The following is a 22,973-nucleotide window of genomic DNA, read 5'->3' as shown; positions in this document are numbered from 1 at the left end:
CAGTATTTGTGAGCGACGAGCTTCCTCACACTGATGCAGTCGGCGCTTCGCCCGACGCTCCCGCTGTGCAGCGTTGGCGGGGAGCCTTACCATCTTTTGCGTCAAGTACTCGATAACCTCGGGGGGTGCGTCCGTTTGCTCCCAAATCTCAGCGACCACAATGCTGACCAAGTCTTCTGGGGGCAAACGGAGTTTGCGTGCATGACGAAGGCTCGCCTCCTGCAACTCTGTGAGAATCGAATTTTCGCTCTTCGAATCCATTACCATCGTCATGCTCCAGTTTGCAAAACTGATGAGAATCGCCTAATATTAGTTCTGTTGTAACCATCGCAGAATAATTGCGATGTCTACTAAGTCGCGAATCTGCGAAGTTTTCCCAGAAATCTTCGAATTTTCGCAACTAATCTGAAGGGATGCCGAGAGGCGTTGAGCATGTTACTACTGATCTAATGTTCATTTCAGTGATGCATGATTTTTTCGTTGATGCCGTCAGGCGATACGTTGCAAAACAAGGAAAAGAGGTTCTTCAGTACCAATCCGCGCAGATTGATTCTTGGTGCAACGATCAGCCGGTCGCAGAATTCTCCGTAAATTGAGCCAGCATCTCGCGAAGATCCTGGCTGATCCTCTGCTTCAATTCCTCCGGTTCCAGCACCTGGCAGTCTGCTCCCCAGTACAGCACCCAACGGCGGATTTCGATCAGGCTGCTGACAGTGAGTTTCATCAGAAGGCTGCCGTCATGCTGCGGCTCAAGTTGCTGGGTGTGATGCCAGATTTTCTCTTTGATGCGGCCAGCCATTTCGCAGCGGAATTTCAGGGTCACTTGCCAGGTTTGATCGCTCTCGCCGCGGACAGCGCGAAAGCTGTTCCCCAGGTAGGTATTGATGTCAAAATCAACAGGCCGCTCGAAGGTTTGCCCGGTTGAGTCGGCGTGTCGGATCCGCACAGTGGAAAACATGCGGACGTCACGCCGCGTGTGGCAATACGCAATCAGGTACCAATCGTTGTCCACCAGTGATAAATGCAGAGGATCGACCATCCGCTCGGTTTCCAGATTCTGCGAAGCGGACCAGTAAAGCAGTCGCAACCTCCGACGATGCTGAATGGCGCTGGTCAGGTTATGAAAGGTTTCCACATCCTGTGTGGTCAGCACGCACGGAGTGACAGAAAGAGTGTCTGCTGCTGCACTCAGGCTCACGGTGATTTCCTCAGGCAGCATTCGGGTGATTCGGTCGAAAGCTCGGGCGAGGTCCGTTTCGAAAGGCGTCCCCCGATACTGGCGGATCAATCGTTCCGCCAGAAAAACGCTGATAAGTTCACCTTCGGTCAATTGAAACGACGGCAATGTCCACGATGGATCCGACAGCAGATAGCCATTGTGCTTCCGACTGAAGACTAAAGGCGCCCCAAGTTGATCCTTCAGGAACGCGATATCCCGCTGAATTGTCCTGGCATCTACTTCCAGTTCGACAGCCAGAGATTCGGAGTTTGGATATGCACCACTACGAACGGCACTTTCAATCGCAAGGAAACGTCGAAGCGGAGGGCGTGTTGATGGAAGCACGGGTGTCTTTCTGTTGTTGTCACTAAGGCTGGCAGATTCTACCCACAGAGCCACGACACCTATTGTCGTTGCAAACACGATTTTTCAGGATTTCGGAGATTGCATGCTGCATGCGCACAGCGATTTGGTCTGCAAGAGAAGGTGAGAAACCGGGGGTGATGTTTTTCAGATTCTTTCAGGATTCTGCGAACCATGGGCGGAGTACCGGCGTCTTAGTTTGCATCTACTCACCAACAGGAAATCGTTGTCATGCCTTCGTTCAACTTCACCAATCTGAACCGACTTTCTGACGAATCATCCAGCTCTCTGTTTGGGTGTTTTGGTGCTGACGAACGCTGGTCCGGCGCTGAGAAGCTACGGCTGAATGAACGTCGCAAAAACGGCACGGGCAGCTATCTGTGTGACGAATTCGCATGGAAAGCAGATGGGTGACTTCCGAAACGGCAACGCTGACAAAGCAAAGCCCGGAGTCATCATTGGCTCCGGGCTTTTTTGTTGCCTGTGTGGCCAGTGTTATGGGTCGATTGCTGAGATGGTCCGGCGGCAGTTTGAAGCACTGCCGACGAGGATTCGATGGCCCGTCAACTCACCTGATTTTCAACTCCCATGCCCTTTTGTTTGGCAGTCTCTTTGGCGGATAGTTGTTACGGAAGCAGCCGTCCGCTGGGGCAGAAGCGACTGCTGTCGTACGAAGCCACTTTGGCGCGGTCGTCTACTGGAAGGACACACGGGCTTTCACCTCGTGGACGCCGGTTCGAATCCGGTTCGCGTCATTCAGAAACAGCGGGTTATGTGCTCGCCGACAACAGAATCACCAGAGCCTGTTAGTGAAATTGGATATCACCAGACACTACGAATGTCTTATTCCAGGTTCGAATCCTGGGCAGGCTGTTTGAACTGAGAAACACTTTCCACCGATGTGCTCCTGGGAGAGCAGCGAGCTTCCAACCCTCGCGCAAGGCGTTCAAATCGTCTCGTCGGTGCTTTGATTGACTGAATGAACCCCGGGCGGCTGACACGTCTGAATACCGGCGAGATTCGATGCCCGGGTGAATTTTCAATCGCTGTGCACAGCGCAGCGTCTGTAATAGTGACCTTCGGAGATCCCGGAATGACGACCAGCAGATGGACAACTCACTTACGAACACGCCGAAAACGCGCGGCCCCCACTTACTTCGATCAGGGGCTCGTGGCAGACAGGAATGCACCCGGCTTTTAACCGGCGTCCACGAGAGTTCGAATCTCTCCGGGCCCAGTGTGCGTGTGAACAATTTCAGCAGCTGTCGTCTAATGGCAGGACATCACGTTGCCAACGTGACAATGCCGGTTCGATTCCGGCCAGTTGCAGTCGACGGCGTTGCTCCAGAGTGGGATCTGAACGCGGCTGTAACCCGCGTGCCTTTGGGATGAGCGGTTCGATTCCGTACAACGCCAATCAGACACAGTGTCCGTTTAGCTGTCCGTTGAAAAGCCAGGACAGGCACGCAGGATGACTGCAGTCATATTCCGGAGGAGCCCGTGCTGGGACGGGCAGGCGGCTGTTAACCGCCCTGACGCAGGTTCGATTCCTGCCTCCGGAGCTTCAGATCAATTCGGCACCCGATCCCATTGGTACCCGATCAATCCGGCACCGTAGCCCAACTGGCAGAGGCACTCGGTTCAGGACCGAGACGTTGAGAGTTCGAATCTCTCCGGTGCTAATTGTTGTTATGCCGTTTTTCGATCGAGAAAAGGATGTCCGGGGCTTCGAAGACGGTGATGAAATCAGATGAACATTTGCCGCCGGAAAGGTCAGAGCATCGTTTCGGTTCGTTGTTTACCCTCGCAGAGCAGCCAGGAGTGCTCGTCGCATTGTCAATGCGAAGATCGTCGGTTCAAATCCGATCGAGGGTGTTTTCTTCGTGATGCATGAAACGGCGCAGTAAGGGTCGCTGGTTTCATCCTGTTCTGGTTGATTCGAGGCATTCCGTTCGGAATTCTTCGCGGAGTTGAATGCAGGAGCTGCGAAATCCATGCATGATTCGTTTGTGAAGGTCGCCTGTGCTATGCTGAGGGAAATCGCCCACTCTTTCAGGAAACCCGAATGACGATATTCAGCATTGCTGTCGACCGAATTGAAGAACTAACCGAACTGGACGGGAGTTGGCAGCCAGCTGAATATGTCGCCATCCTGGAAGCACTGGACGTCGAAGGGGCCGCCGATTTTGCCGCAGACGAACTTCGCGACATGTGCCTCTTTGCATTGCAGGACCTTGAGGCATCGGAAGCAGCGGCCGTCCTGCTCCGGCATAAACTGGGAAAGCACCTGACCGATGGCCAGATCAGGAATTACAGCGTCGATAGCCAGCATGAGCGGCTTTGGGAAAAATCGGCCGATCTGGAATTTCATCACACGATGTTTGCCATCGCGAGCCTGCTGAACTGTGTCAACGGCATGATCTTTCCGGCCCCGGACGCCATGAGGGTGTCGTTGTCCATCCAATGTTCTGATCCAGCGCAGTTGACGCAGTTTTCCGGAAGCATGGACAGAGCTTTGCTCGTCCGAATGCTTTCTGAGGCCATGGACAACCGAGCAATCCTGAATCGTCTCTTTGGCGAACAGATCGCAACGGGAGTCATTGCCGATGCCAACGGGATTATCTGGGCAGTTGATGTCGATGGGCAGCACGATGATGTCGTGCATCTGAACATTACAAGTTCCGCCTACTGGCTGGATGGCATCCGGGAAACTCGGACCTTTGAATGGGAGTCCGAACTGGCAGCGCGATAGTGGCCGGCCACGTTTAAATGGCTTTTCTTTTTCAGAAGGCAAAACGGACAGCGACTTCCTTTAGCTGCAGGGTGGGAATCGGCATAGGCTGGATGATCTCGCAACCGTGTGCACGGCAGGTGGTCCAGTCGGGGATTTCGCCCTGCAGATAGTAGTGACGAACGTATCTCCAGTCCGTTTCGACGAAGTCACTGTACCATTGATCAAGCTGGGTGATTCCTGATTCGTGCATCAGCTGCATTCCGAGCCGTGCCGCTTCGAATTCGTAGGATTTGAGCACCTTTAAGAACAGCTCCTTATCTGTCGTATGCTGCAGATCATGAAGATTCTTTTCCAGCGAAGGGGCAACCCACTGGACGGAATGCCCAAACAGATGCAACAGGATGAAGCACTGCATCTCGAAATCGACATCAGGATCCAGTGTGATTCGAATCCCGTTAAAGATGCCTGTCCGTGGTGCCTCCAGGTCCGCGTAAGTGACAGAAAAGCCGTACTTCACGATTCTTGATGTCACCCGGCACCATAGATCAACCAGTTCTCTTGACGGCATCTGTCCAACAAGTCGCTGACCGACCAATTCGTGTCCCGATAGTTTCATAGCCCAGCCCTTGTCAGTTTCTGAAAACGCTTGAAAGGACAATATCTGTCCTGAATCTCATTCGAGCCGCCCAGGGATCTCAGCGACCATCGTGTTTAAGGTCTCCTGCTCGAGCCAGTCCCGTTTCTTAGGAGGCTGTTAGCTATCTGGTTGACCGTTGAAAAACGATACGACAGTCAACTCAAAGTGTTAGCAACGGACACTTCGCAGATCATCAAGGGCCAGTGCTCCCTCGCTCACGCGTCGGATTCCTTTTCTCAACGGTCAGCCTGGTCAGGGCTGATTCCGCTGAATTCCCTCGACAGATCGAGGCAAAGCAATGGTTTCGGAATAAGCCAGTCTTCCGGTGCGACCTTCGAAGTATTGAAAAATTACCTGAGGATGGGGGAAAGCCACGGCTCGCTCTCCTCCGAGTGTCGGCGGCATATTGAACGTATTATTGACCTGAACAACGCAGTAGTACGGATAGAGCCGCTGCAAGCGGGGCAGGTCAGGCAGGATGTAGCTTGACCAGCGGATATCCACGGACCTTGGTCCCGACTGGAAGTGTCCGGTGGCAGGCCGATCTGCTTCATCCAGTTTCGGAACGTGATTTACGCTGTTGTGTGGCCCGCAGCAGAATTCCCAGACACGGTCTGTTATTTGAATGGCAAAGCTGTTGTGCAGATCGCCCGTCATTACAAAGACGGGTTTGTTGAGTTGATCCCATTCGTTGATCAGCATTTCGCGTTCATCCAGAAACACGACCCAGGCCTCTTCCTTATTCTGGGCATCGAATTCAAACCCACCCGCGCCGCTGTGCGGGATCATGAAAGGAACGCTGGAAACAACAAAGAAAAAGTCGGCATCACTTTGCTTCATTTCTTTCAGGAGCCAGTCGCGCTGGTGATACCCGAGCATCGTCAGACCTGGCTTCTCGGGATGTCGCACATCATGCATTTGTCGATGACTGCGTGTGTCGAGGAGGAAGAACTGGCAATTGGCAATTCGAAAGGTGCCATAGCTGCGTCGCCCGATGGAGTATGTTTGCCGGCCTGTCGCATCGGCGGGCATGTGCAGTCGCAGCGTGTGAGCATCCACGACTTCTGCAATGTCATACACTCGAGAGTTTGGATCGCCACTATCGTCGTCCAGTTCGATCTCGTTGACTCCTGCGGTAGCCGTCCCCCAGTGCACATGAAGGTTCGACATTTCATTCAAAGGCAGTTTCGTAAAATCCGAATCAGGATCTGTAAGGAGATCGCTGCCTTTCGTGAAGTGGGCCGTTCCAAAGTGAAGGGCGTGTCTGAATGCCGTGGGATTCGCCCATCCAAGATAGTCGTACCATGCCTGAGTTCCAATGTCTCGGAAGACACTGCGACGGTGGCGACGGCCAGCTGACCCGGCTCCCCAGATATCATTGACCAGTTCATGATCATCGAAGGTGAACAAGCCGGGCACTCTGCGATGCCACTGGGCAAGCGGAACGCCTCGCGAGAGATACAGCTTGTAGTTTTCCCAGACACCAACAATTGATGGCATCTTCTGAACGACATCCGGCAGTGCCGCCTCGCTGATTCCGTTGACGGCGGCCCAGGTCGATGCCGGCGTGGATCGGAGTTCTTCGTAAAGCCAGTCGCCGTTCATGATTGAAAAGTCGATATCGTCTGCAATCTCCCGAAGCATGGTCTGATAAGTGGGCAACGCATGTCCGATTCCGTGTTGCGGATTCTGGTTCGCGCACGATCCAATCTCAAATTTCAAATTGAACAGGCCACGGGGGTTATGTTCCGGATTCCGCACGGCATCCGAAGAGGGCAGAGTTCTGAACGATTCGATGCTGCCCTGTGGGAAATCTTTGACAAACACCTGATACCAGTAACGCGTTGCCGGCAGAAGATTGCCCAAAGTCAATGTACCTGTGTTGTCATGCTGCAGTTGAGTCGGTTGGCTTGTTGCGATATCGGTGAGCGTGTCAGGCGCCGTTCCGTAGTGAACAGAAAACGGTGTCGGGGCTGATGTGCGGGCCCAGATTGTCATTGAATGCGAAGACGGCATTCCCAGCATGGGGCCGTGTGTCATCGTCGGTGGGTCCGCGGCCGATACAGCCTGTATGCAGCAGCAGAGAGCTGTCAGCAGAAAGCACATCTGCGAGGGTGTTGCCGCCCGGTGATGCCCGGCTGACGAATTGTGCGTGATGTCAATCATTAAGCGTTTCATGGGGGCGTTTATCCCTGCGATGGATCAGCTTCGGTCGGGCTTGTTGTGTCTTCGATTGGTTCAAATGCCGGATGTGTGGTGAGATCGCCGTCTGTGAGGCTGTCAGGCTCCCGGTCAGCATGCGGCAGGTTTTTTGATCGCTCAACAGCTTGTCTTCTCGCGTCCAGAAAGCACTGCAACAGGATCTGTGCAGCGAGTTTATCTACTCTGGCTTTGCGCTGCTTTTTTGAAAAGTCGGTTTGAAGCAGGATGGCTTCAGCAAACGCGGAGGTGAATCGTTCGTCCTGAAAAGCCACCGGCAGCTGCAGCAGTCGTGACAGCCACTGCGCGTAGGCTCTTGCTTCTCGAGACTTCTGGCTTTCCTCGCCGCTCATGTGGACCGGCAGCCCCACGACGATGCCAACCGGACGAAATTCCAGTGCCTGGGTGCGAAAAAAATGTTCGTCAGCCTGTTTGCTCTGGCGATCATAATTGCGCAGGGGGCTGGAGTAACGCTGGTACATATCACTGACGGCGACACCCACGCGTTTCGTCCCGAAATCAATTCCCAGCAGGACGCCTTCAGTGGGAAAGCCGTCGGGGATCAGGTCCTGAGCTACAACTGGTTGGTGTGTCACAAGTGTATTTTCGTCCGGGGCCGCTTGAGCCTGAGATGGTTAACAAATGGCAATCGAACTCGAACTCCAGCTGCAAATCAGCACCAGGGATCCAGCAGGCTGATAATTTCGCGCAGCACCGGCAGGTCCGAATCGGGGCGGGCAGGGCTGTCTTTGTGTGTCCGGCTGGATTGAATCCATCCTCGCAAATGAAGGAACATCGCAGCGGTATGTTTGTAGGCCGGGACAGGATTTCGAAAGGCGAAGAAGCCAAGATACTGAAGCACGTCATTCAGCTGAAAGAAGCCTGCATCGCCACTGGCCCACATGGCATCGCGTCGGGCGAACAAGTCCGGGGCAAAACTGCTCAAGCCCAGCAGGTAGTCGCTTCCGTACATCACCATATCGATGGCAAGGTCGTTGCCTGTCAGGACCATGAAATCCGGACGGACGGCGTCACGAATTGCCAGTCGTTCCCATTCCAGATCACGTTGCAAAGACGAATGCTTTGCGCCGATACACTGCGGAATACTCAACAGCCCGCGGTAGACAGTGGTGCTGTAGATCTGACCGAACGGAGCAAACATGCGGCCCAGTTCAAAGCCCACGAAGCGATCACATTCCGTTGCCAGCTGCTGATATGACGCCACAATGTCGTCGTCTGATTGTTCGGTCAGGCCAAACGACTGAAAAATCACGGGCGTTCCACCAGCCTGCTGGATATCAGCCATTCGGGACCTGTAGCCTGCGAGGTCAAACGTGTCCCCCGAATGACTTTGTACGAACGCCCCGGCGACGAACATTTGTCCGGCCGTCACCGATTGCGTGCGTCGCAGAACTTCCATGCGTGTCCCGTCGTCCAGCAGATTGATGTATCCCGTATCCATGTTCACCGCCGGAGCCAGCCCGGCTTCACATGTTCTGGCGACATGATTCTCGAACGATGTCCAGTCGACTGTGCCGTCGGCAAGAAAAGGAAGCAGCACGGCAGACATTCCGGTAATTTTTCGACACGGCTGGATACGAGGCACGATTTCCTTGACCAATACCATCAGAAAACTCTCACTCCTGGTTTCAACTTCGCGAGCCGGATGAACAAATCCCCCCGAACTCTGGCTGGGGAGTCTGCCAATTGATGTTGCCCGCACAGGGTATCAGGGCAACCCATTTCTCCGAAGGCAACCGCTCGAATTTCGGAACAGCGGGACTGTTTGGTCAAAGCCTTGTAAATGGGCAAAATGCAAACGGAAAACAGACGAAAAGCAGCTATATCTGATTCCTGAGGTCGCCGCAGCAATTGGTTGACAGCTGGAACGAACGCTGGAAACTATTCGTCGCTGAGCACCGCTGGTGGGCGGCGGCCAATGGACTATCGTGAGAAAGGTGATCGCTGGCGCCAGGGAACCCCTGAAATCGGCGCCCGTGGTTTCCATATTCTGTTCAACAACATCTACTGCCGGACAACCCTGACCGAATTCCTGATTTCAAAGGCCTGCCGCAGAAGTCTCTGTACGTCTGATGGATCGCAGATTGATTCGCTTTCCGGGACGGCAGCCAATTCTGAATGGACCTGTACTGCCAATTGCAGCGAAAGATTATGTCAACGATTCCCATTACACCCTCCAGCCCTGCATCAACTGTCGGGCGAGAGATGGCATTGAAGTTTGGTGAGAACGAAGGATTTCTGAATGCGTTGCGGAAGCGAGTCGATGACTACTTCGCGACCTCCGGAAAGTCTCGGCGCGATTGCTGGCAGATGTACGTCAAGACCGCCATCATTGCCGCATGGACACTTGGCTCATGGGCGCTGCTGGTCTTTGTGGCGACAAACTGGTGGCAGGCGTTGCTGTCCTCTGTTTCTCTTGGCTTCGCAATGTCTGCAGTGGGTTTCAATATCCAGCACGACGGCGGGCACCTGGCTTACTCACGCCATCGCTGGGTCAATCGTCTGATGGCAATGTCACTTGACCTGTTGGGGGGCAGCTCCTTCTTCTGGCGCAAGACGCACAACATCGTCCATCACACTTTCACGAATGTGACCGGGTACGATGGTGATATCGATCTGGGCGTTCTCGGGCGTCTGTCGCCGCATCAGCCACGGTATTTCTTCCATCGGCTTCAGCATTTGTATCTGTGGTTCCTTTACGGTTTCATCTCTTTCAAGTGGCAATACTACGATGACTTTTCGGGGTTGATTACCGGCCGCATTGGTATAACAAGAGTGGAACGTCCACGCGGTGCAGATCTGGCAATCTTCATCTTTGGAAAGCTCTTCTTTCTTACCATGGCCCTTGTGATTCCGCTGATGCTTCATCCGCCTCTGACAGTCCTGGCGTTCTACTTCCTGACGTTCTTTATTCAGGGAGTCGTTCTGAGCACTATTTTTCAGCTGGCGCATTGTGTGGAGGAAGCTGAATTTCCTGCGGCAATTGGCGACCCTGCTCGTATCGAAAACGAATGGGCTATCCATCAGGTCGAAACGACGGTCGATTTTGCTCAGAACAACCCGTTCATCTGCTGGTACGCCGGGGGACTGAATTTCCAGATTGAGCACCACTTGTTTCCTCAGATTTGCCATCTGCACTACCCGGCGCTGGCTCCTCTGGTGGAACAGACGTGCCGCGAATTTAATGTCAAGTACCGGCACCATCCATCTGTATTATCAGCTGTTCGCTCCCACTATTCACTGCTGCGTCATCTTGGCAAAGCAGAATCCTGCCAAACACCAGCCACTGAAAGCAGCGCTACACCGGCTGAAGTGGCGTGAGCATCCAAAGCTCTTCGCGGGAAAAATGAAGGACCTCGTGGCAAGGCCGCAGGATTTCGCAGTGCCACACAACGAAGAACGATCTTCTCATGGCCGGCCGACTGTTGTTGCTTTTCGTCATTGTTCCCGTTTGTGAACTGGGGATACTGATCAAGCTGACGGAATTGACCAGCGTCGTGACCACCGTCGCAATTGTGATTGCAACCGGAATCGCCGGGATGAGCCTGGTGAGATGGCAAGGCGCGAGTGCATGGAGGGAAATCCGTCAGCAGCTTGGCAAGGGACAATCCCCGTCCCTGTCGATTGTGGCAGGAGTGCTGGTGCTTATTGCTGGCGCGTTTCTGCTGACGCCGGGTCTGCTCACTGATTCCGCCGGATTCCTTCTGCTGGTTCCTGCTGTTCGCCGACGAATTGCCGGATATCTTCAGAGGCGTTTTGCTGACAATGTTAAATTTACGTTTCAGTCCGGAAGCTTCGGGACGGCTCAATGGACATCGGCCGGCATGGCATCCTCCGCGTCCGATGCTCCGGACGAACGACCGCAAGTGCGCGTTGTCGATCCCACAAGGAAGATTGATCAGTTGCCGGATGATGAATCGTTGTGACAGCCCCGTGCTGTCAAAGGATGGTCCGTGAATTCGTGTTGTCGCGGCAACCGGTGTGACGGCGACGAAAGCACATGCGACAGATGCAGCAGTCGGACTCTTGAATCCACTCCACAGGAACACAACATTTCGTTATGACCACCGAATCCAATTTGCGCACGATTGTGCTGGCCAGCCGTAACAGAAAGAAAACCGGGGAAGTTGCAGACCTGTTACTTCCCGTCGGTTTCGCTGTGATTCCAGTGACGGAATTTCCGGAGGTTCCGGAAGTCGAGGAGGACGGCGCGAGCTTCGCCGAAAACGCCGGTAAGAAAGCGACAGAGGTCGCGCTGGCCATTGGTCAATGGGTCATCGGAGAAGACAGCGGTCTCAAGGTCGATGCCCTGGGAGGTGCGCCCGGCATCTACTCAGCTCGCTACAGTGGACCAGATGCCACTAACCAGACGAACAACGCAAAGCTGATCGAAGAGTTGAAGGGCGTCCCGGATCATCAGCGGGGTGCGGGCTATGTCTGCAGTATTGCGCTATCAGATCCCCAGGGCAACATCCGCGTTGCGGTTGAAGGCACTTGTCGAGGACGAATCCTTTCCGAAGCGATGGGCGAAGGTGGCTTTGGCTACGACCCTTATTTCCTGATTCCGGAATATCATCGAACTTTCGGACAACTGAGTTCTCTGGTCAAACATCGACTCAGCCATCGGGCTCGAGCGTTTTCGAAGTTCATACCGTTGCTTCAAAAACTGAACATACACGGTGACGAGAATCTAACGTCCGGGAACTGACCGGACCTGATCAGAAGTTTGCCTGGCTGAGAAGGATTGCCTGGCTGAGAAAGCCACTGAAGAGTCATTCGATCGGCAGCTCAGGTGTGCAACAACGACGGCTTGAAAGGTCCTGTTGTGAGTGATTCCATAGGGCCATTTATTCTTTGCTGACGCATCGAGTGACCTTTCGTGCGTTTCTCCCACCGCATGATCTGTTAGGTTCCGCGCAAGGAAATACACTGACTGCCGTCCTGGCAAGCCAGTGTTACACGCGTGCTTTGGACTTGATTCATCCGCGGGTCTCTCATAGTCGCGGACTGCCCTGTTCTGCGGAAACTCAGCTTCTGTATTCCACCTGCGAAACCTTAGTAATGATAAGGATTTGCTGACCGATTGACTGGCACGTTGCTGTTGTAGCCGATCGCTGGTCGAGGTGCATTAAGCGGACCGGATGGTCGGCACTGTCCGTTGGCACAGTTTCCATTCAGACGACCGTTCACAGAACACTGTCCGTTAGGGCAGTTGCCGGTTGTGCATTGTCCGTTTCGGCATTCCACGCAGTTGCCATTGCGACACTGACCGTTGGCACAATCGCGACACTGACCGCCCGCACACTGGCCATTTGCGCAAAGACCTGTTGAGCACTGACCGTTGGCACAAGGAGTCGCCGCGTACTGACCGTTTGCCATTCCGGTGTGATAGATATCCCGACGATTCGACGGGCCCAACGGATACTGCGAGGACAATGGATTAAGTGGCAGCCGAGCGGAAGCGGGTTCCCAACCGGCATTGAACTGTGGTCGGGCGGGTGTATTCCATGCATTTGGGCCAGCGGCCATCGGACGATTACCGCAGTTCCCGTTTGGACAGCCAGGGTTTGCGTATCCGGTTGGCATGTAGCCGTTCCCTAATGGACGACTCACCGGCTGTTGAGCGACTGCTGGCCGCCCTGACCATTGTTGCGGCATCGGCAATCCGAATAAGCCAGCCGTTCGTACTTCGTTGGAACCATCAACCTGTTCGCCTCGAGTCGAATTTCGAACAGCGTGGACATCGAGCCCGGGCTCTGAAGCTGAAGCTGATGCCGATACGACCAGGCTCATCAGGCAGGCAGATGAAACCAAAGCAGCCAGACGGTGGGTAATGTTGAGAGACTTCATAGCAAACGTTCCTTCGCAATTCTGATGTTACGCCAGCGAACGGTTCGTTCCGGAAACGGAAGACCAACTGGCGACCAGCTCAACTCCGAACCACCGCACGTTCAGGCAAGTGGTTTCATTCGGATGTTCGAGAGATGGTCAATCAAAAGGCGAATGGCGTGCCAAACCTCAACTTCATCGAAACGGCCCTTTTTTAGGGCGTATCTGAACAAATTGTTGTTCAAGCGACTCTTGTTCGTGTGCTCATTTCGATCACGAAGTGTCGTCGCAATCATCACAACGGGCGACAGTTTTGGAGTCCGGGAGACTCGGAATCAATGCATTTGGTGCGGACCAATCGTCTGATCACGCAGCTTCCCGAAAACGAAGCGAAGGACGTTCGATGGTCACTATCGTATTGGGTGGAATACTGCGGTTGAGGGAGACGCTGGAACCAATCTGCGAGCCGCTTCCGATGACGGTCGTTCCGCCCAGGATCGTTGCATTCGAATAGACAGTGACCCGGTCCTCAAGAGTTGGGTGCCGTTTTGTCCCGCGAATCAGGTTGCCGTCTTCGTCGCGCGGGAACGACCACGCTCCAAGAGTCACACCCTGGTACAGCGTCACATGGTTTCCAATCACACACGTTTCGCCAATTACGACGCCGGTTCCATGGTCGATGAAGAACGACTCTCCGATTTTTGCTCCGGGATGAATATCAATTCCCGTCTCCCGATGCGCCCATTCGGTCATGATCCGTGGCAGGTACGGAACACCAAGGGTCAATAACTCATGGGCGATACGATAAACGAAGATGGCTTCGATGCCCGGATAGCAAAGCAGGATTTCTTCAGGGGATCTCGCTGCGGGGTCACCGTTGAAAGCTGCTTCAACGTCTTTCCCGAGGACGCGACGCAGTTCCGGCAAACGGCCAATGAACTGAGACGTCAGCTCGTCGGCAGTTGCAGCCGGCAGGCTGGAGACGCGTGTTGCGTTTTCGTCGACAACTCTCAGCGTCGTTTGACGCAGATGCACAATCGCACGACTGGCTTCGATACGAAGACGAGACTGGATGCGGGCGAGCAGCGTCTGATACTCAAACATGGCATCCGATGAATGGGGAGTTCGCAGGTCATGGACCCCGGGGAACAACAACTCGCGAATGTCGTTCACGACAGAAATGACACCCGAGATGGACGGAAGTGGTGCCGTGCTCTGGGTATATGAGCCGCAACAACAGCCAGAGCAATTCAGCATGGCGGTGACGACTTGTTCCAGAAACGCCCGGTTTGTTGCTTCCTGATGCATGTAACCCGTCTCAAATTCCTGATGAGGGATAATCAATCGTGCCTCTGAAAGATCGGCTCACGGCCCGTCCATTCTGAATATCAGCCATGGATGCTACGACGCAGGCGATGCGGGCCTGTGATGCAACTGATCCAGCCGGAAAGACTGCTGCAGAGCTTAAAGTCATATGAATCTTTCCGATCTTACCTGTTCGGTATTCTGTGAAGTCCAGCCGGGTGACTGGGCGATGGAACGACTCGGGAACGGCTGCCCGCACGTCGGCATGGTTGATTTGCGAAGGAATCCAGCAGATTCAACCCAACCTTCTAACCGGAGTTTGCGAGTGATTTCGCTTCTGGATTCTCCCTTCATCGATTCCATTCAGCCCCCAATCCCTTCTGACTTCTCTTTGGCCATCCACAAAACAGATGATTCTTCCGACCTGCTTCATGCTGCGATCGGTCCACATCAGCATCATCCCTGCCACGAACCAGATCCGGCCTTCGCCCGCCGTCTGTTTGCGCTTCGGGAACAGCTGAAGCGACTCAATAAACGTTCGTCAGGTCCATTCAGTCACCCCCTTTCAACACATGGTCCCCTGCGGCAATTAAGAGAACACATTTGTGATCTGTCGCGACTTGCAGATGCCGCTTTGCTAAGTGCCGAAATCTCGGAATCGAGCCATTCGCAGACGCTGCTGAAAGACCTGCGAGTTTTGCTCAAGACGCTGCAGGCGTGGACAAGCCGACTGGAAAACCAGATCTGGCGACTGGAATCACAGCAGATGTGGACGGATCGGCTGCAGAAGATTCTGGCTGAACGATGTGTCAGCGAAGAATCCGTCACAAGCTTCTGCGATGCGATTTCACGCGAAACGATTTCTGTTCCCTGTGGTTCGCTGCTCCTGCCGGAACCCGGGCTCCCCGTGGTCCGACACTGTTCAGGATCTAATTCGCGCCCGATTTTGCCTACGGAGCTTTCGGCTTCGAACAGCGGACGATGTGCGGGGCTGGACAAGGATCCGGGCTGGTCGGTTGAGCAAATTCGTATTTCGGTCTACACCGCTTCAACGATCCTGCCAGAGATGCGTGCCTCAGACGTTGCAGTTCGCGCATTACAACTTTCGTCTGAAAAGTTGCGACTGATCCTGCCTTCAACAACTTCTTCGACCTCCGCAATGCAACCTCCGGTCTGTGTTGCTGCTGAGCCGCATTCCATATTTGCTGGCGGGATTGCTGTTCCCGGGCACCGCGGTAGTGAAGAACAACCTGATCTGCCTCTGCTGGATTCGTTGTGTCTGTCTGCACAAACGGCCCTACAGTGGATCCACGAAACTTCGCTCTCTGCCGGAGAAATGCTGATACCTCCGGCCGTCGCCGATTTTTACCGTCCCGTGTTGATCAGACTTTCTTCAGAGCCCGATGCGAGTCCGCTGAACCTACGGAATCATCAGATGAAGGGGCAGATTCTGAAACTTCTTGGGATTCGTGATGGGGACTATGTCACCGATTCCACTGACGCAGGCGCCTCGCCCTCGAATTCTGCATCGGCCCTCAGTCTCAGTGCGACTGAAGAGCAGCTGGGCAGATCGGCAATTCTTGCTCATAAGCTTCGGTGGCACGCCGGCGAACCACCGGCACGCAGCGGCATGGCATCGGCAGCGAAAAAGCCCTCACATGCTGAAAAAGGTCCCACGCGACATTTCCGAAGTCACGCTGTTCCCCCTGCGTCGCTGTCGATCATTCGGGAGGAGTGAAGCATCAACAATCGATTCAGCACGAATAATCGTCAAACCTGAAGGCGGATCGATGACGATACAGTAGTGACACAGCTGCATTCTTTGCCGAAAGGGCACTCGAGCCACCTGTCTTCTCTGAAACCAGCGGATTCATGACTGAAGAATCTTCCATCCCGGAAAACGACTACTGGTCAGAAGCTCGACGTCCACTGTCCTGCCTCACCTTCCTGATTCCATGGATTCTGGTGTATGAGGCGGGTGTGTTGTTCGTAGCTGGTACCGACGCAGACGCTGTACGCAATGGGGCTGATTTCTGGTTGCGAAGTTTGCTGTCTGGCTTTGGTCTCCAGAGCGTTCTCTTACCGGGATTGGTGGCTGGCGTGCTGTTGGTCTGGCACGTTTCGCAGAAGTATCCATGGAACGTTCGACTGGAAACGATTGCGGGGATGTTTGCCGAAAGTCTGATCCTTGCCATCGCACTGGTTGTGTTCGGCCAGCTGCATGATTTCTTCTTTCGACAAATCACACCAGCGGCCACTGACACCGCCATGATTACAAATTCCATTTCTCCCGCGATGACACGGGCCGTTTCGTTTATCGGAGCCGGCGTCTACGAAGAAGTCATGTTCCGACTTCTGATGGTGCCTGCGGCGATGGTCGTTTTTCGAATGTTCGAATTTCCCTGGAAATGGGCGGCTGTCATGGCGGCGGTATCAACCAGCTTTCTGTTCGCGCTGGCCCATCATGTGGGGCCCACTGCAGACGCATTCAATCTGTTCACGTTTTCCTTTCGCGCGGCAGCAGGTTTGTTCTTTGCGACGATTTTTCTGCTGCGAGGGATTGGAATCACGGTCGGTTGTCACGCCGCTTATGATCTGCTGGTGGGTGTCTTGCTAACAACTCCATCCACCGAATACCCGAGCTAGTCCGACCTCTCTTGAGTCATTCGAAGTAAATGCGTTCCTGCAATGCGCCGGATGCTCCGTGAGTTTCCAGTGTTGCGTCGAGATCAAACCAGACCCGCATTTTTGCCTTTTCTGGTTCATCCAGATGCACGCCGGCCCATGAGAACACTCCGTGTAGGCGATGTTCGACACTATGGGGCGCTTCAACCGTCAAATCGAACTCAAAGGAAACCCCGGTTCTCGTCAGAATAGCCTGCTGTGAGTTTTCCTGCCGCCTGGCACCGGTCAGCCATTGCGGGTCGGAAGTCACAGTCAATGATTTGACGTGGGATCCCGGAACCTGCTGTTGAAGGATTTCCTCAATCTCACTCAGGATGGCATCGTAAGGCGACGCCGCCAACCACTTCAGCATATGCTCGGTAGGCTTCAGTCTGGCAAAATCATGCATGTTCTGACCTCCCGAAGACGAAGTGCCGGGGCTGCGTTCTGTTATGCCGAAAAACAGGTTATTTCAAATCATGCCGCAAACGGTCATCCACGGGTTTGCGAGCTCGAAATTTCTCCGGAATGCAGCGATCCACGTATGAAAAGACGTGAATGTGTCGAAACACGTTCACGTCTTTTCACTGATTCCGCCAAACTCTGTTGATGCGATCGCTTTAGTGCCTGCAGCAGAAGTCCTGAGACTTTCGGTCACCCGATCAATACTTAGGGATTCTGATGCGGACATTACTTTTCGCCTGGGCTTTCAGAATCCTCCACCGACGGCTGATGGCGGAGGAGCAAGTTCGCCAGCCGGTACCGGAGCCTGTTCACCTGGACCAGCAGCGGCGACGCCAACATCATGCATCAGATGATGAAGTGTTGCTTCTGCCATTTCCATCTTGGTCAGGATACCCATGGTTCCAATCTGTCGTCGATGAACCCTTGACCAGCCGCGGAAATCTTCTTCGACATGATGAAACAGTTGATCGGCGCCACCCAGTCGGCTTCGGATCGCATCACGGTCGTTATGGTGTTCAGCGTTGTGAATGAATTTTGCAGTTTGCAGAAGGCTGTAGGCTTCGGCATATGTTTCGCGAAAACCAGGGTTGTGCGAGTAGTTGTAGTAAAGGTCGAGGCACAGTTCGTTCATCAGTGTTTCGAATCGCAGAGCGAGATCATCAACGTGATTAAACTCACCGAACGCGATCTGCTCTGGTGCGGGAGCAACGTTCAGATTCTGGCTCGATGCCGTCTGGGGGTAATACAGGTGAATGCCGTTGCGGACGGAATAAGTTCCATGAGGCATTGTTCCGAACTGTGGAATGACATAGTGAGAGCCGGCATGAATGCTGGAATGCCCGTGGACACTATGACCATGCTGATCGTGTGGATTTCCGCCAAAATGAAAGCGGATCTGGGCATCGGCTGACGTACTGAGCAGGGCTACCGTAAGTACCAGGAAAATTCGTTGCAGAGTCATGGCCTGAATCCTGTTGATCGAGTGAAGTTGATACGGGAAGAATTGGACAGTGAAAGGAGCCCGTGATTTGATTCCAGCGATGGTCTTCCAACCACGGGCGATAGAGACGACTGAATCAACTGACTCAATCAGTAGTGCCAGTGCCCGGTTCGATGCAGATCGTAGTGACCTGGCGCGACGTGATAGTGATTGCGATGACGGTAAACTTCGGGTGGGTGGTAGTCGTAATGACTTGTGTTATGCCAGACCGGACGCGATGGAGCATAACCCGAATAGATTCCACCGCCAGCGTAGCGCGGGAAACTACCGTACCCAACGGATACCGAAAAACCGGACGACGGATAGTAACCACCGCCATATCCACAACTCGAACGGTGATGATGACCTGCTTTCGCTTCGCCACCTGCCACTGCAACAACCAAAGCTACACACGCAGCCACAACCAGATTCTTCATTTCGCTTCTCCCTGTTTCGTGTAAAAAAGAAACCTCCGAAATGGACAACGTGGTCAATAAGCGACCAACGTGCCAAAAATGCCGAATCTTCCTTAACCGTTACTGGTTAACGGTTTACGAAGGACACTTGGCTTAGTTCAGGGGGGGCTGGGGTGTCTTCGTTGTGATGTCACCTGGCGTCAATTAGATGACAGGAGGGTGCCTGAAGCGACGCCCCATCAGGCGTTCCTCAACAAAGGCCGCCGTTCGCAGGAGCTCGCTAAGGTGTGTCCGCTTCGGATTCAGCAAAATCCCCTGTGCGGGTGATCGCAATGTCGTCGATCAGCACGTTGGCCACGCCGGACGAAATCAGGAAAAGATTCATTGGGGAAAGTGGTTCCCGGCGACGTGATTTCGGGACAGTGAACGTGCCACTGATTTTTTTCCAGTCGTACTGGCCTGCGGGGATGGAAATCAGAGGAACAACCGGATCGTCATCTTCGTCGACAACGCAAAGGAAGACCGCGTCCCTGGCAGTCTGTACCGAACGAGCCCAGAGGGTCACTTCGTACGCGGAGGATTCCTGGACCGTGATTGTTTGTCGAGTCATGGCCCGCGCGCCGTTGACCATACGACTGGTGCGGATGTGAAGCGCACCGGTTCCATGGTGTGTTGACTGCGGATCGATGGCAGCGTTGGATTCGCCTTCTCCCACAACATGCCAGGCCGGCGCACCGGGGTTGTGCCAGTAACGATTGAGTGGCAATTCGAAATCGCCGTTCAGCACGGGTACGTCTTCTGACTTCAGGATTGCATCGTTTTGAACAATGTCCTCGACCGAAATATAGTGAGACGATTCGATGGCTTCTTTGACTGGAAGAACGTTGAGCTCATCAGCAATCATTTCAGCTTCAGCAAGCAGACATGCGGGATAGAGTTTTCTTGCCAGTAGAAGGCTTTTCGCCGCCTCCTCGTTTTCACCTTTTCGCATCTGCACACGGCACATTCCGAGTTCCACTGCGGCCGCATGGTATTTGGTGATGACGAGATTGCGTGCTCGGCGAAATGCGTTCCTGGCGTCTTCGAGTCGGCCAAGAGCCTCACATGCGAGCCCTGATCCGATGGCCGCCCAGCTGGAGTTTGGGTCCCCTGCAGAACACCTGTCAAAACAGTTCAGGGCCAGCTGGAAGTCGCCATCGTGCAGGGCCAGCTGACCGCGAATAACCCATGCGAATGGATCGACATCGTCAACTTCACAGGCTGCTCGTGCATACGGTCGAGCTGTCTCGTAGTTTGACTGTTTCAGATAGGCACCTGCCAGAACTGCGTTCAACAGTGAACGTCGATCCCCGTTCTGGACTCGCTTTGTCGTTTCGGAGATGATTCGGTCCAGTCCTCGAATGTTGTCCATATCGACCAGCGTGGAATTGCTGTCTTCGGAAAACCGATAGCTCATTTCAAGAGCCTTGGCGTATGTTCTCATTGCTTCAGTCAGTCGGCCGGTTGCGGCCAGCGCATGGCCGTAGTGCCAGTAGACCCAGCCTTCATTGGGACCCAGCCGGACGGCGTTTAATGCATACTGTATGCAGCTTTCCAGCAGATCATGTTGAATCCGATCGACATCTTCATTGCTCAGGGTCTGACTACGGTCGATGACTTCATATTCACGCAGGCAAACCGTCGAAAGATCCGCGTAGGCGAAGGGCAAATCCGGTTGCAGAGAGATGCATCGCCCGAAAGATTGTTTGGACGATTCGTAATAGCGCCATGCTTCGGGGTCATTGGCCTGAACAGCCGCCTCAGCCGTCAGGTATTCACTTTGTGCCATCACGATGTGTGTGAAGTAATGGTCAGGTGACATTTCGGATGCGATGGCCATTGTTTCGCGCGCACTCATCAGATCGTCTTTCACACCCCGATACCGAGTGAACGGAAAGTCCGGTCTCACTGCGCGGGTGACCGTCATAATTCCCAGTTCATAGGCGTCGGCAGCATTTCTCGGCTTCTTCAGTCGACTGACGGGCACCATTCTGCCCTTGATGATGCGAAATGCTGCGATCCCACGATACCACTTCAGACATTCGGCGAACTGAAATCTGGAGGCCAGGTCGCAGATCTTGATGGTAGCCCGAGCTTCGTCTTTGCCGTCCCTGCTGAAGATCGCGCGGAACTTTCCTTCGATCGTAGGAGGCATTTTGCCGCCGGATGCCGCTAGTGTTCTCATTCCTGTCAGCTTGGTGTATGTGCTGGCAAGCAAGACCAGGTTACGGTAGACGACCTGTTTGAGATGATCATGCTGTGCGGCATCCAGATCCTGGGCGGGCAAATGATTCCACCAGTCGGCGTGATCCCAGACTCCCAATAGCTCCAGCGAATTCACCGTAGCAATAATCTCGTCTTCATCCATCGCCAGAAAGTTGGCTTTCTGTGCTTCCAGCGCGAGGCTTAACGCGGTGTTGATGCTTTCCAGTCGCGATGACTGCAATCTCAGTTGCTCGCATTCGGCAGAAAAATCGGCTTCGTCATTCAGCGTTTCTATTTCTCCGTTCAGCACCGAGACGGCGGTGGAGAATCTTCCGTTCTCGAGCAGTTGATCCACCAGTTTAGCCGTAGAGCCGAGCGAATCTCTCAGGCGGGCCGTTCGAACTTCTTCCGCCTTCTCAATCTCAGCTTCCCGTTGTTGCCGGTTATGCTGAACCTCGTTCCAGGTAAATGCACCTGCGATCAACAGCAGGGTCGCGACGGCTGTCGAAGCGGCGAGCGTTTGGTTCTTTCGGCCCCACCGAGTTGCCCTGACCAGCATCGGATCCTTATAAACGGCAATTGGTTCGTCAGCGAGCCAGTGGTCAATATCCCTGCCGAGCTCCGTGGGTGTTGGATATCGTCCGGAAGGTCGAACAGACAGCGCCTTCAGACAGATCGCCTGAAGCGGCAATGGTACAGCCGGATGAACTTCGACAGGCTTCGGGAATTCTCCATGCTCAATCCGTTCCAGGATGTTTTCCAGCGAATCACCTGGTTGTGGCGGAGTGCCTGTGAGCAGGTAGTACAGAGTTGCACCGAGTCCGAAGACATCGGTCAGTGGCCCCATGCGATCAAGTCGCCCCATCGCCTGTTCCGGACTCATGTATTGTGGCGTCCCCACAGCGCTGCCAAACTGAGTCGGCGCGGATCCACTTCCGGAGTCGGAAAGAATTCTGGACTCTTTGATGTCATCGGGGATGTCTTCCTGGACGCCGACCTGTTTCGCCAGGCCCCAGTCCACAACCAGAGTTTCACCGTACTTGCCAAGCATGATATTGGCCGGCTTCAGGTCGCGATGGATAATCCCTCGACTATGTGCGTAACTGATGGTGTTGCAGACGTCGATGAATCGGCCAAGCAAATCCCGGAACTCTGGCGACTGAAAGTGTTGCTTGTGTCCTTTCATCGCGGAGTGAAACTCATCCGCTGCAGCCTCCAGGCTTTTGCCCCGAATCAATCGCATTGCGTAATAGATTTCGCCGTCCGGACGCTGGCCCAGTGCATAGACAGGAACGACTCCGGGATGCTCAAGACGCCCCGTAATTTCCGCTTCCAGCTGAAAACGCGATCGGGCGTGTTCGTTGTCTGCCCACTTCTCCCGAATCCGTTTCAGCGCTACTTTGCGATTCAGTTGGCGGTCTCGAGCGAGAAGCACCTCGCCGAGTCCACCACGGGCGTGTTCAGCAATGATTTCGAATCGATGATTCTCAGACACCAGTTGAAGAACACGCCCACCGGTCGCCAGCCCGCTCCATTTTGCGATGCTGGCTTTCACGGGCTCGTTGCCCGCATCCGCAAGCACGTCGTTGAGCTTGCCGAACACGCTGTCTTCGATGCTTTCAGCGATCTCGACATCCAGCGAATCGTCGAAAGAATCAAACAGATTCTGCAGCTGTCTTCGTCGCTCGTCATTCAGGCTGGAACAGGATTCCAGGCATTTCAAGAGCGGAACTTTCAGATTCTGGTTCCACTCAGCGATGGCGCGAGCCAGATCAGCAGGTGTGATGATTTCCTGATCGACGGCCTTTGCCGCAAGAAGCAGGTCACGTTCTGCAGATTCATCCAGCATGAAATGTACACCTCGGCAGCCCTGTCAGAATGAGATCGTCAGCCCTGGT

General features: G+C 54.1%; 18 protein-coding genes and 6 tRNA genes. 13 read left to right on the top strand and 11 right to left on the bottom strand.

The annotated features are described in order from the left end of the window. Positions 1 to 565 precede the first annotated feature (565 nt). Entirely contained in the window at positions 566 to 1,642 is a 1,077-nt protein-coding gene (locus R3C20_25600; protein MEZ6043881.1) for a WYL domain-containing transcriptional regulator, read from the bottom strand. 171 nt (positions 1,643 to 1,813) lie between these two features. Between R3C20_25600 and R3C20_25595 the strand changes: the two genes are divergently transcribed. The 8 genes from R3C20_25595 (at position 1,814) to R3C20_25560 (ending at position 4,334) form a co-directional block, all read left to right on the top strand. Further along, positions 1,814 to 1,996, top strand: a complete 183-nt coding sequence (locus tag R3C20_25595; protein ID MEZ6043880.1) for a hypothetical protein — start codon at positions 1,814 to 1,816, stop codon at positions 1,994 to 1,996. A gap of 269 nt (positions 1,997 to 2,265) precedes the next feature. Beyond that, positions 2,266 to 2,337, top strand: a tRNA-Glu gene (locus R3C20_25590). A 410-nt stretch (positions 2,338 to 2,747) separates the two neighbouring features. Next, positions 2,748 to 2,819 (top strand) — tRNA-Lys (locus R3C20_25585). Positions 2,820 to 2,840: 21 nt separating this feature from the next. Then, positions 2,841 to 2,911: transfer RNA gene (locus R3C20_25580), tRNA-Gly, on the top strand. Positions 2,912 to 3,069: 158 nt separating this feature from the next. Further along, positions 3,070 to 3,144, top strand: a tRNA-Asn gene (locus R3C20_25575). A gap of 46 nt (positions 3,145 to 3,190) precedes the next feature. Then, a tRNA-Leu gene (locus R3C20_25570) sits at positions 3,191 to 3,264 on the top strand. A 118-nt stretch (positions 3,265 to 3,382) separates the two neighbouring features. Further along, positions 3,383 to 3,457 (top strand) — tRNA-Asp (locus R3C20_25565). Between the two features lie 190 nt (positions 3,458 to 3,647). After that, a complete protein-coding gene (locus tag R3C20_25560) occupies positions 3,648 to 4,334 on the top strand; it encodes a hypothetical protein (GenBank protein MEZ6043879.1) in 687 nt (228 codons plus the stop codon). Between the two features lie 31 nt (positions 4,335 to 4,365). Here the strand turns inward: R3C20_25560 and R3C20_25555 are convergent, their stop codons facing one another. The 4 genes from R3C20_25555 to R3C20_25540 form a co-directional block, all read right to left on the bottom strand. Then, positions 4,366 to 4,932 (bottom strand): hypothetical protein, encoded by a 567-nt coding sequence (locus R3C20_25555; protein MEZ6043878.1) that lies wholly within the window; start codon positions 4,930 to 4,932, stop codon positions 4,366 to 4,368. A 273-nt stretch (positions 4,933 to 5,205) separates the two neighbouring features. Then, positions 5,206 to 7,131: an alkaline phosphatase D family protein gene (locus tag R3C20_25550; protein MEZ6043877.1), complete on the bottom strand. Its 1,926-nt coding sequence runs from the start codon at positions 7,129 to 7,131 to the stop codon at positions 5,206 to 5,208. Between the two features lie 8 nt (positions 7,132 to 7,139). Next, complete coding sequence (ruvX, locus tag R3C20_25545) at positions 7,140 to 7,748, bottom strand: Holliday junction resolvase RuvX (protein ID MEZ6043876.1); 609 nt, start codon at positions 7,746 to 7,748, stop codon at positions 7,140 to 7,142. Positions 7,749 to 7,825: 77 nt separating this feature from the next. Next, positions 7,826 to 8,779, bottom strand: coding sequence for a dihydrodipicolinate synthase family protein (locus tag R3C20_25540; protein MEZ6043875.1), 954 nt, complete (start codon positions 8,777 to 8,779; stop codon positions 7,826 to 7,828). Between the two features lie 545 nt (positions 8,780 to 9,324). On the opposite strand from R3C20_25540, the gene R3C20_25535 reads away from it, so the two are divergent. From R3C20_25535 to rdgB, 3 genes are all read left to right on the top strand, one after another. Beyond that, positions 9,325 to 10,494, top strand: coding sequence for an acyl-CoA desaturase (locus R3C20_25535; protein ID MEZ6043874.1), 1,170 nt, complete (start codon positions 9,325 to 9,327; stop codon positions 10,492 to 10,494). 89 nt (positions 10,495 to 10,583) lie between these two features. Next, the gene (locus R3C20_25530) at positions 10,584 to 11,099 is read left to right on the top strand and encodes an FxsA family protein (GenBank protein MEZ6043873.1); all 516 of its coding nucleotides are present in this window, start codon (positions 10,584 to 10,586) and stop codon (positions 11,097 to 11,099) included. A gap of 134 nt (positions 11,100 to 11,233) precedes the next feature. Beyond that, a complete protein-coding gene (rdgB, locus tag R3C20_25525; protein ID MEZ6043872.1) occupies positions 11,234 to 11,881 on the top strand; it encodes an RdgB/HAM1 family non-canonical purine NTP pyrophosphatase in 648 nt (215 codons plus the stop codon). 347 nt (positions 11,882 to 12,228) lie between these two features. Here rdgB and R3C20_25520 read toward each other — a convergent pair whose 3' ends face one another. Then, positions 12,229 to 13,023: a hypothetical protein gene (locus R3C20_25520; GenBank protein MEZ6043871.1), complete on the bottom strand. Its 795-nt coding sequence runs from the start codon at positions 13,021 to 13,023 to the stop codon at positions 12,229 to 12,231. Between the two features lie 345 nt (positions 13,024 to 13,368). Further along, positions 13,369 to 14,346 carry a serine acetyltransferase gene (locus R3C20_25515; GenBank protein ID MEZ6043870.1) on the bottom strand — a complete coding sequence of 326 codons (978 nt, stop codon included), beginning with the start codon at positions 14,344 to 14,346 and terminating at the stop codon, positions 13,369 to 13,371. A gap of 286 nt (positions 14,347 to 14,632) precedes the next feature. On the opposite strand from R3C20_25515, the gene R3C20_25510 reads away from it, so the two are divergent. Together R3C20_25510 and R3C20_25505 are read left to right on the top strand one after the other, a co-directional pair. Further along, positions 14,633 to 16,045 carry a hypothetical protein gene (locus R3C20_25510; GenBank protein MEZ6043869.1) on the top strand — a complete coding sequence of 471 codons (1,413 nt, stop codon included), beginning with the start codon at positions 14,633 to 14,635 and terminating at the stop codon, positions 16,043 to 16,045. A gap of 134 nt (positions 16,046 to 16,179) precedes the next feature. Continuing rightward, entirely contained in the window at positions 16,180 to 16,953 is a 774-nt protein-coding gene (locus R3C20_25505; protein ID MEZ6043868.1) for a CPBP family intramembrane glutamic endopeptidase, read from the top strand. 16 nt (positions 16,954 to 16,969) lie between these two features. On the opposite strand, the gene R3C20_25500 is transcribed toward R3C20_25505, so the two are convergent. The 4 genes from R3C20_25500 to R3C20_25485 form a co-directional block, all read right to left on the bottom strand. Beyond that, positions 16,970 to 17,380 carry a hypothetical protein gene (locus tag R3C20_25500; protein ID MEZ6043867.1) on the bottom strand — a complete coding sequence of 137 codons (411 nt, stop codon included), beginning with the start codon at positions 17,378 to 17,380 and terminating at the stop codon, positions 16,970 to 16,972. 300 nt (positions 17,381 to 17,680) lie between these two features. Continuing rightward, positions 17,681 to 18,397 carry a hypothetical protein gene (locus tag R3C20_25495; GenBank protein MEZ6043866.1) on the bottom strand — a complete coding sequence of 239 codons (717 nt, stop codon included), beginning with the start codon at positions 18,395 to 18,397 and terminating at the stop codon, positions 17,681 to 17,683. A gap of 128 nt (positions 18,398 to 18,525) precedes the next feature. Further along, on the bottom strand, positions 18,526 to 18,852 hold the full coding sequence (locus R3C20_25490) for a hypothetical protein (GenBank protein MEZ6043865.1): 327 nt from the start codon (positions 18,850 to 18,852) through the stop codon (positions 18,526 to 18,528). Between the two features lie 259 nt (positions 18,853 to 19,111). Then, the gene (locus tag R3C20_25485) at positions 19,112 to 22,924 is read right to left on the bottom strand and encodes a protein kinase (GenBank protein ID MEZ6043864.1); all 3,813 of its coding nucleotides are present in this window, start codon (positions 22,922 to 22,924) and stop codon (positions 19,112 to 19,114) included. Between the last annotated feature and the right edge of the window lie 49 nt (positions 22,925 to 22,973).

Source organism: Planctomycetaceae bacterium, assembly GCA_041398825.1.
Classification (GTDB): Bacteria; Planctomycetota; Planctomycetia; order Planctomycetales; family Planctomycetaceae; genus F1-80-MAGs062.
This window is presented reverse-complemented; position numbering and strand designations above follow the sequence as displayed.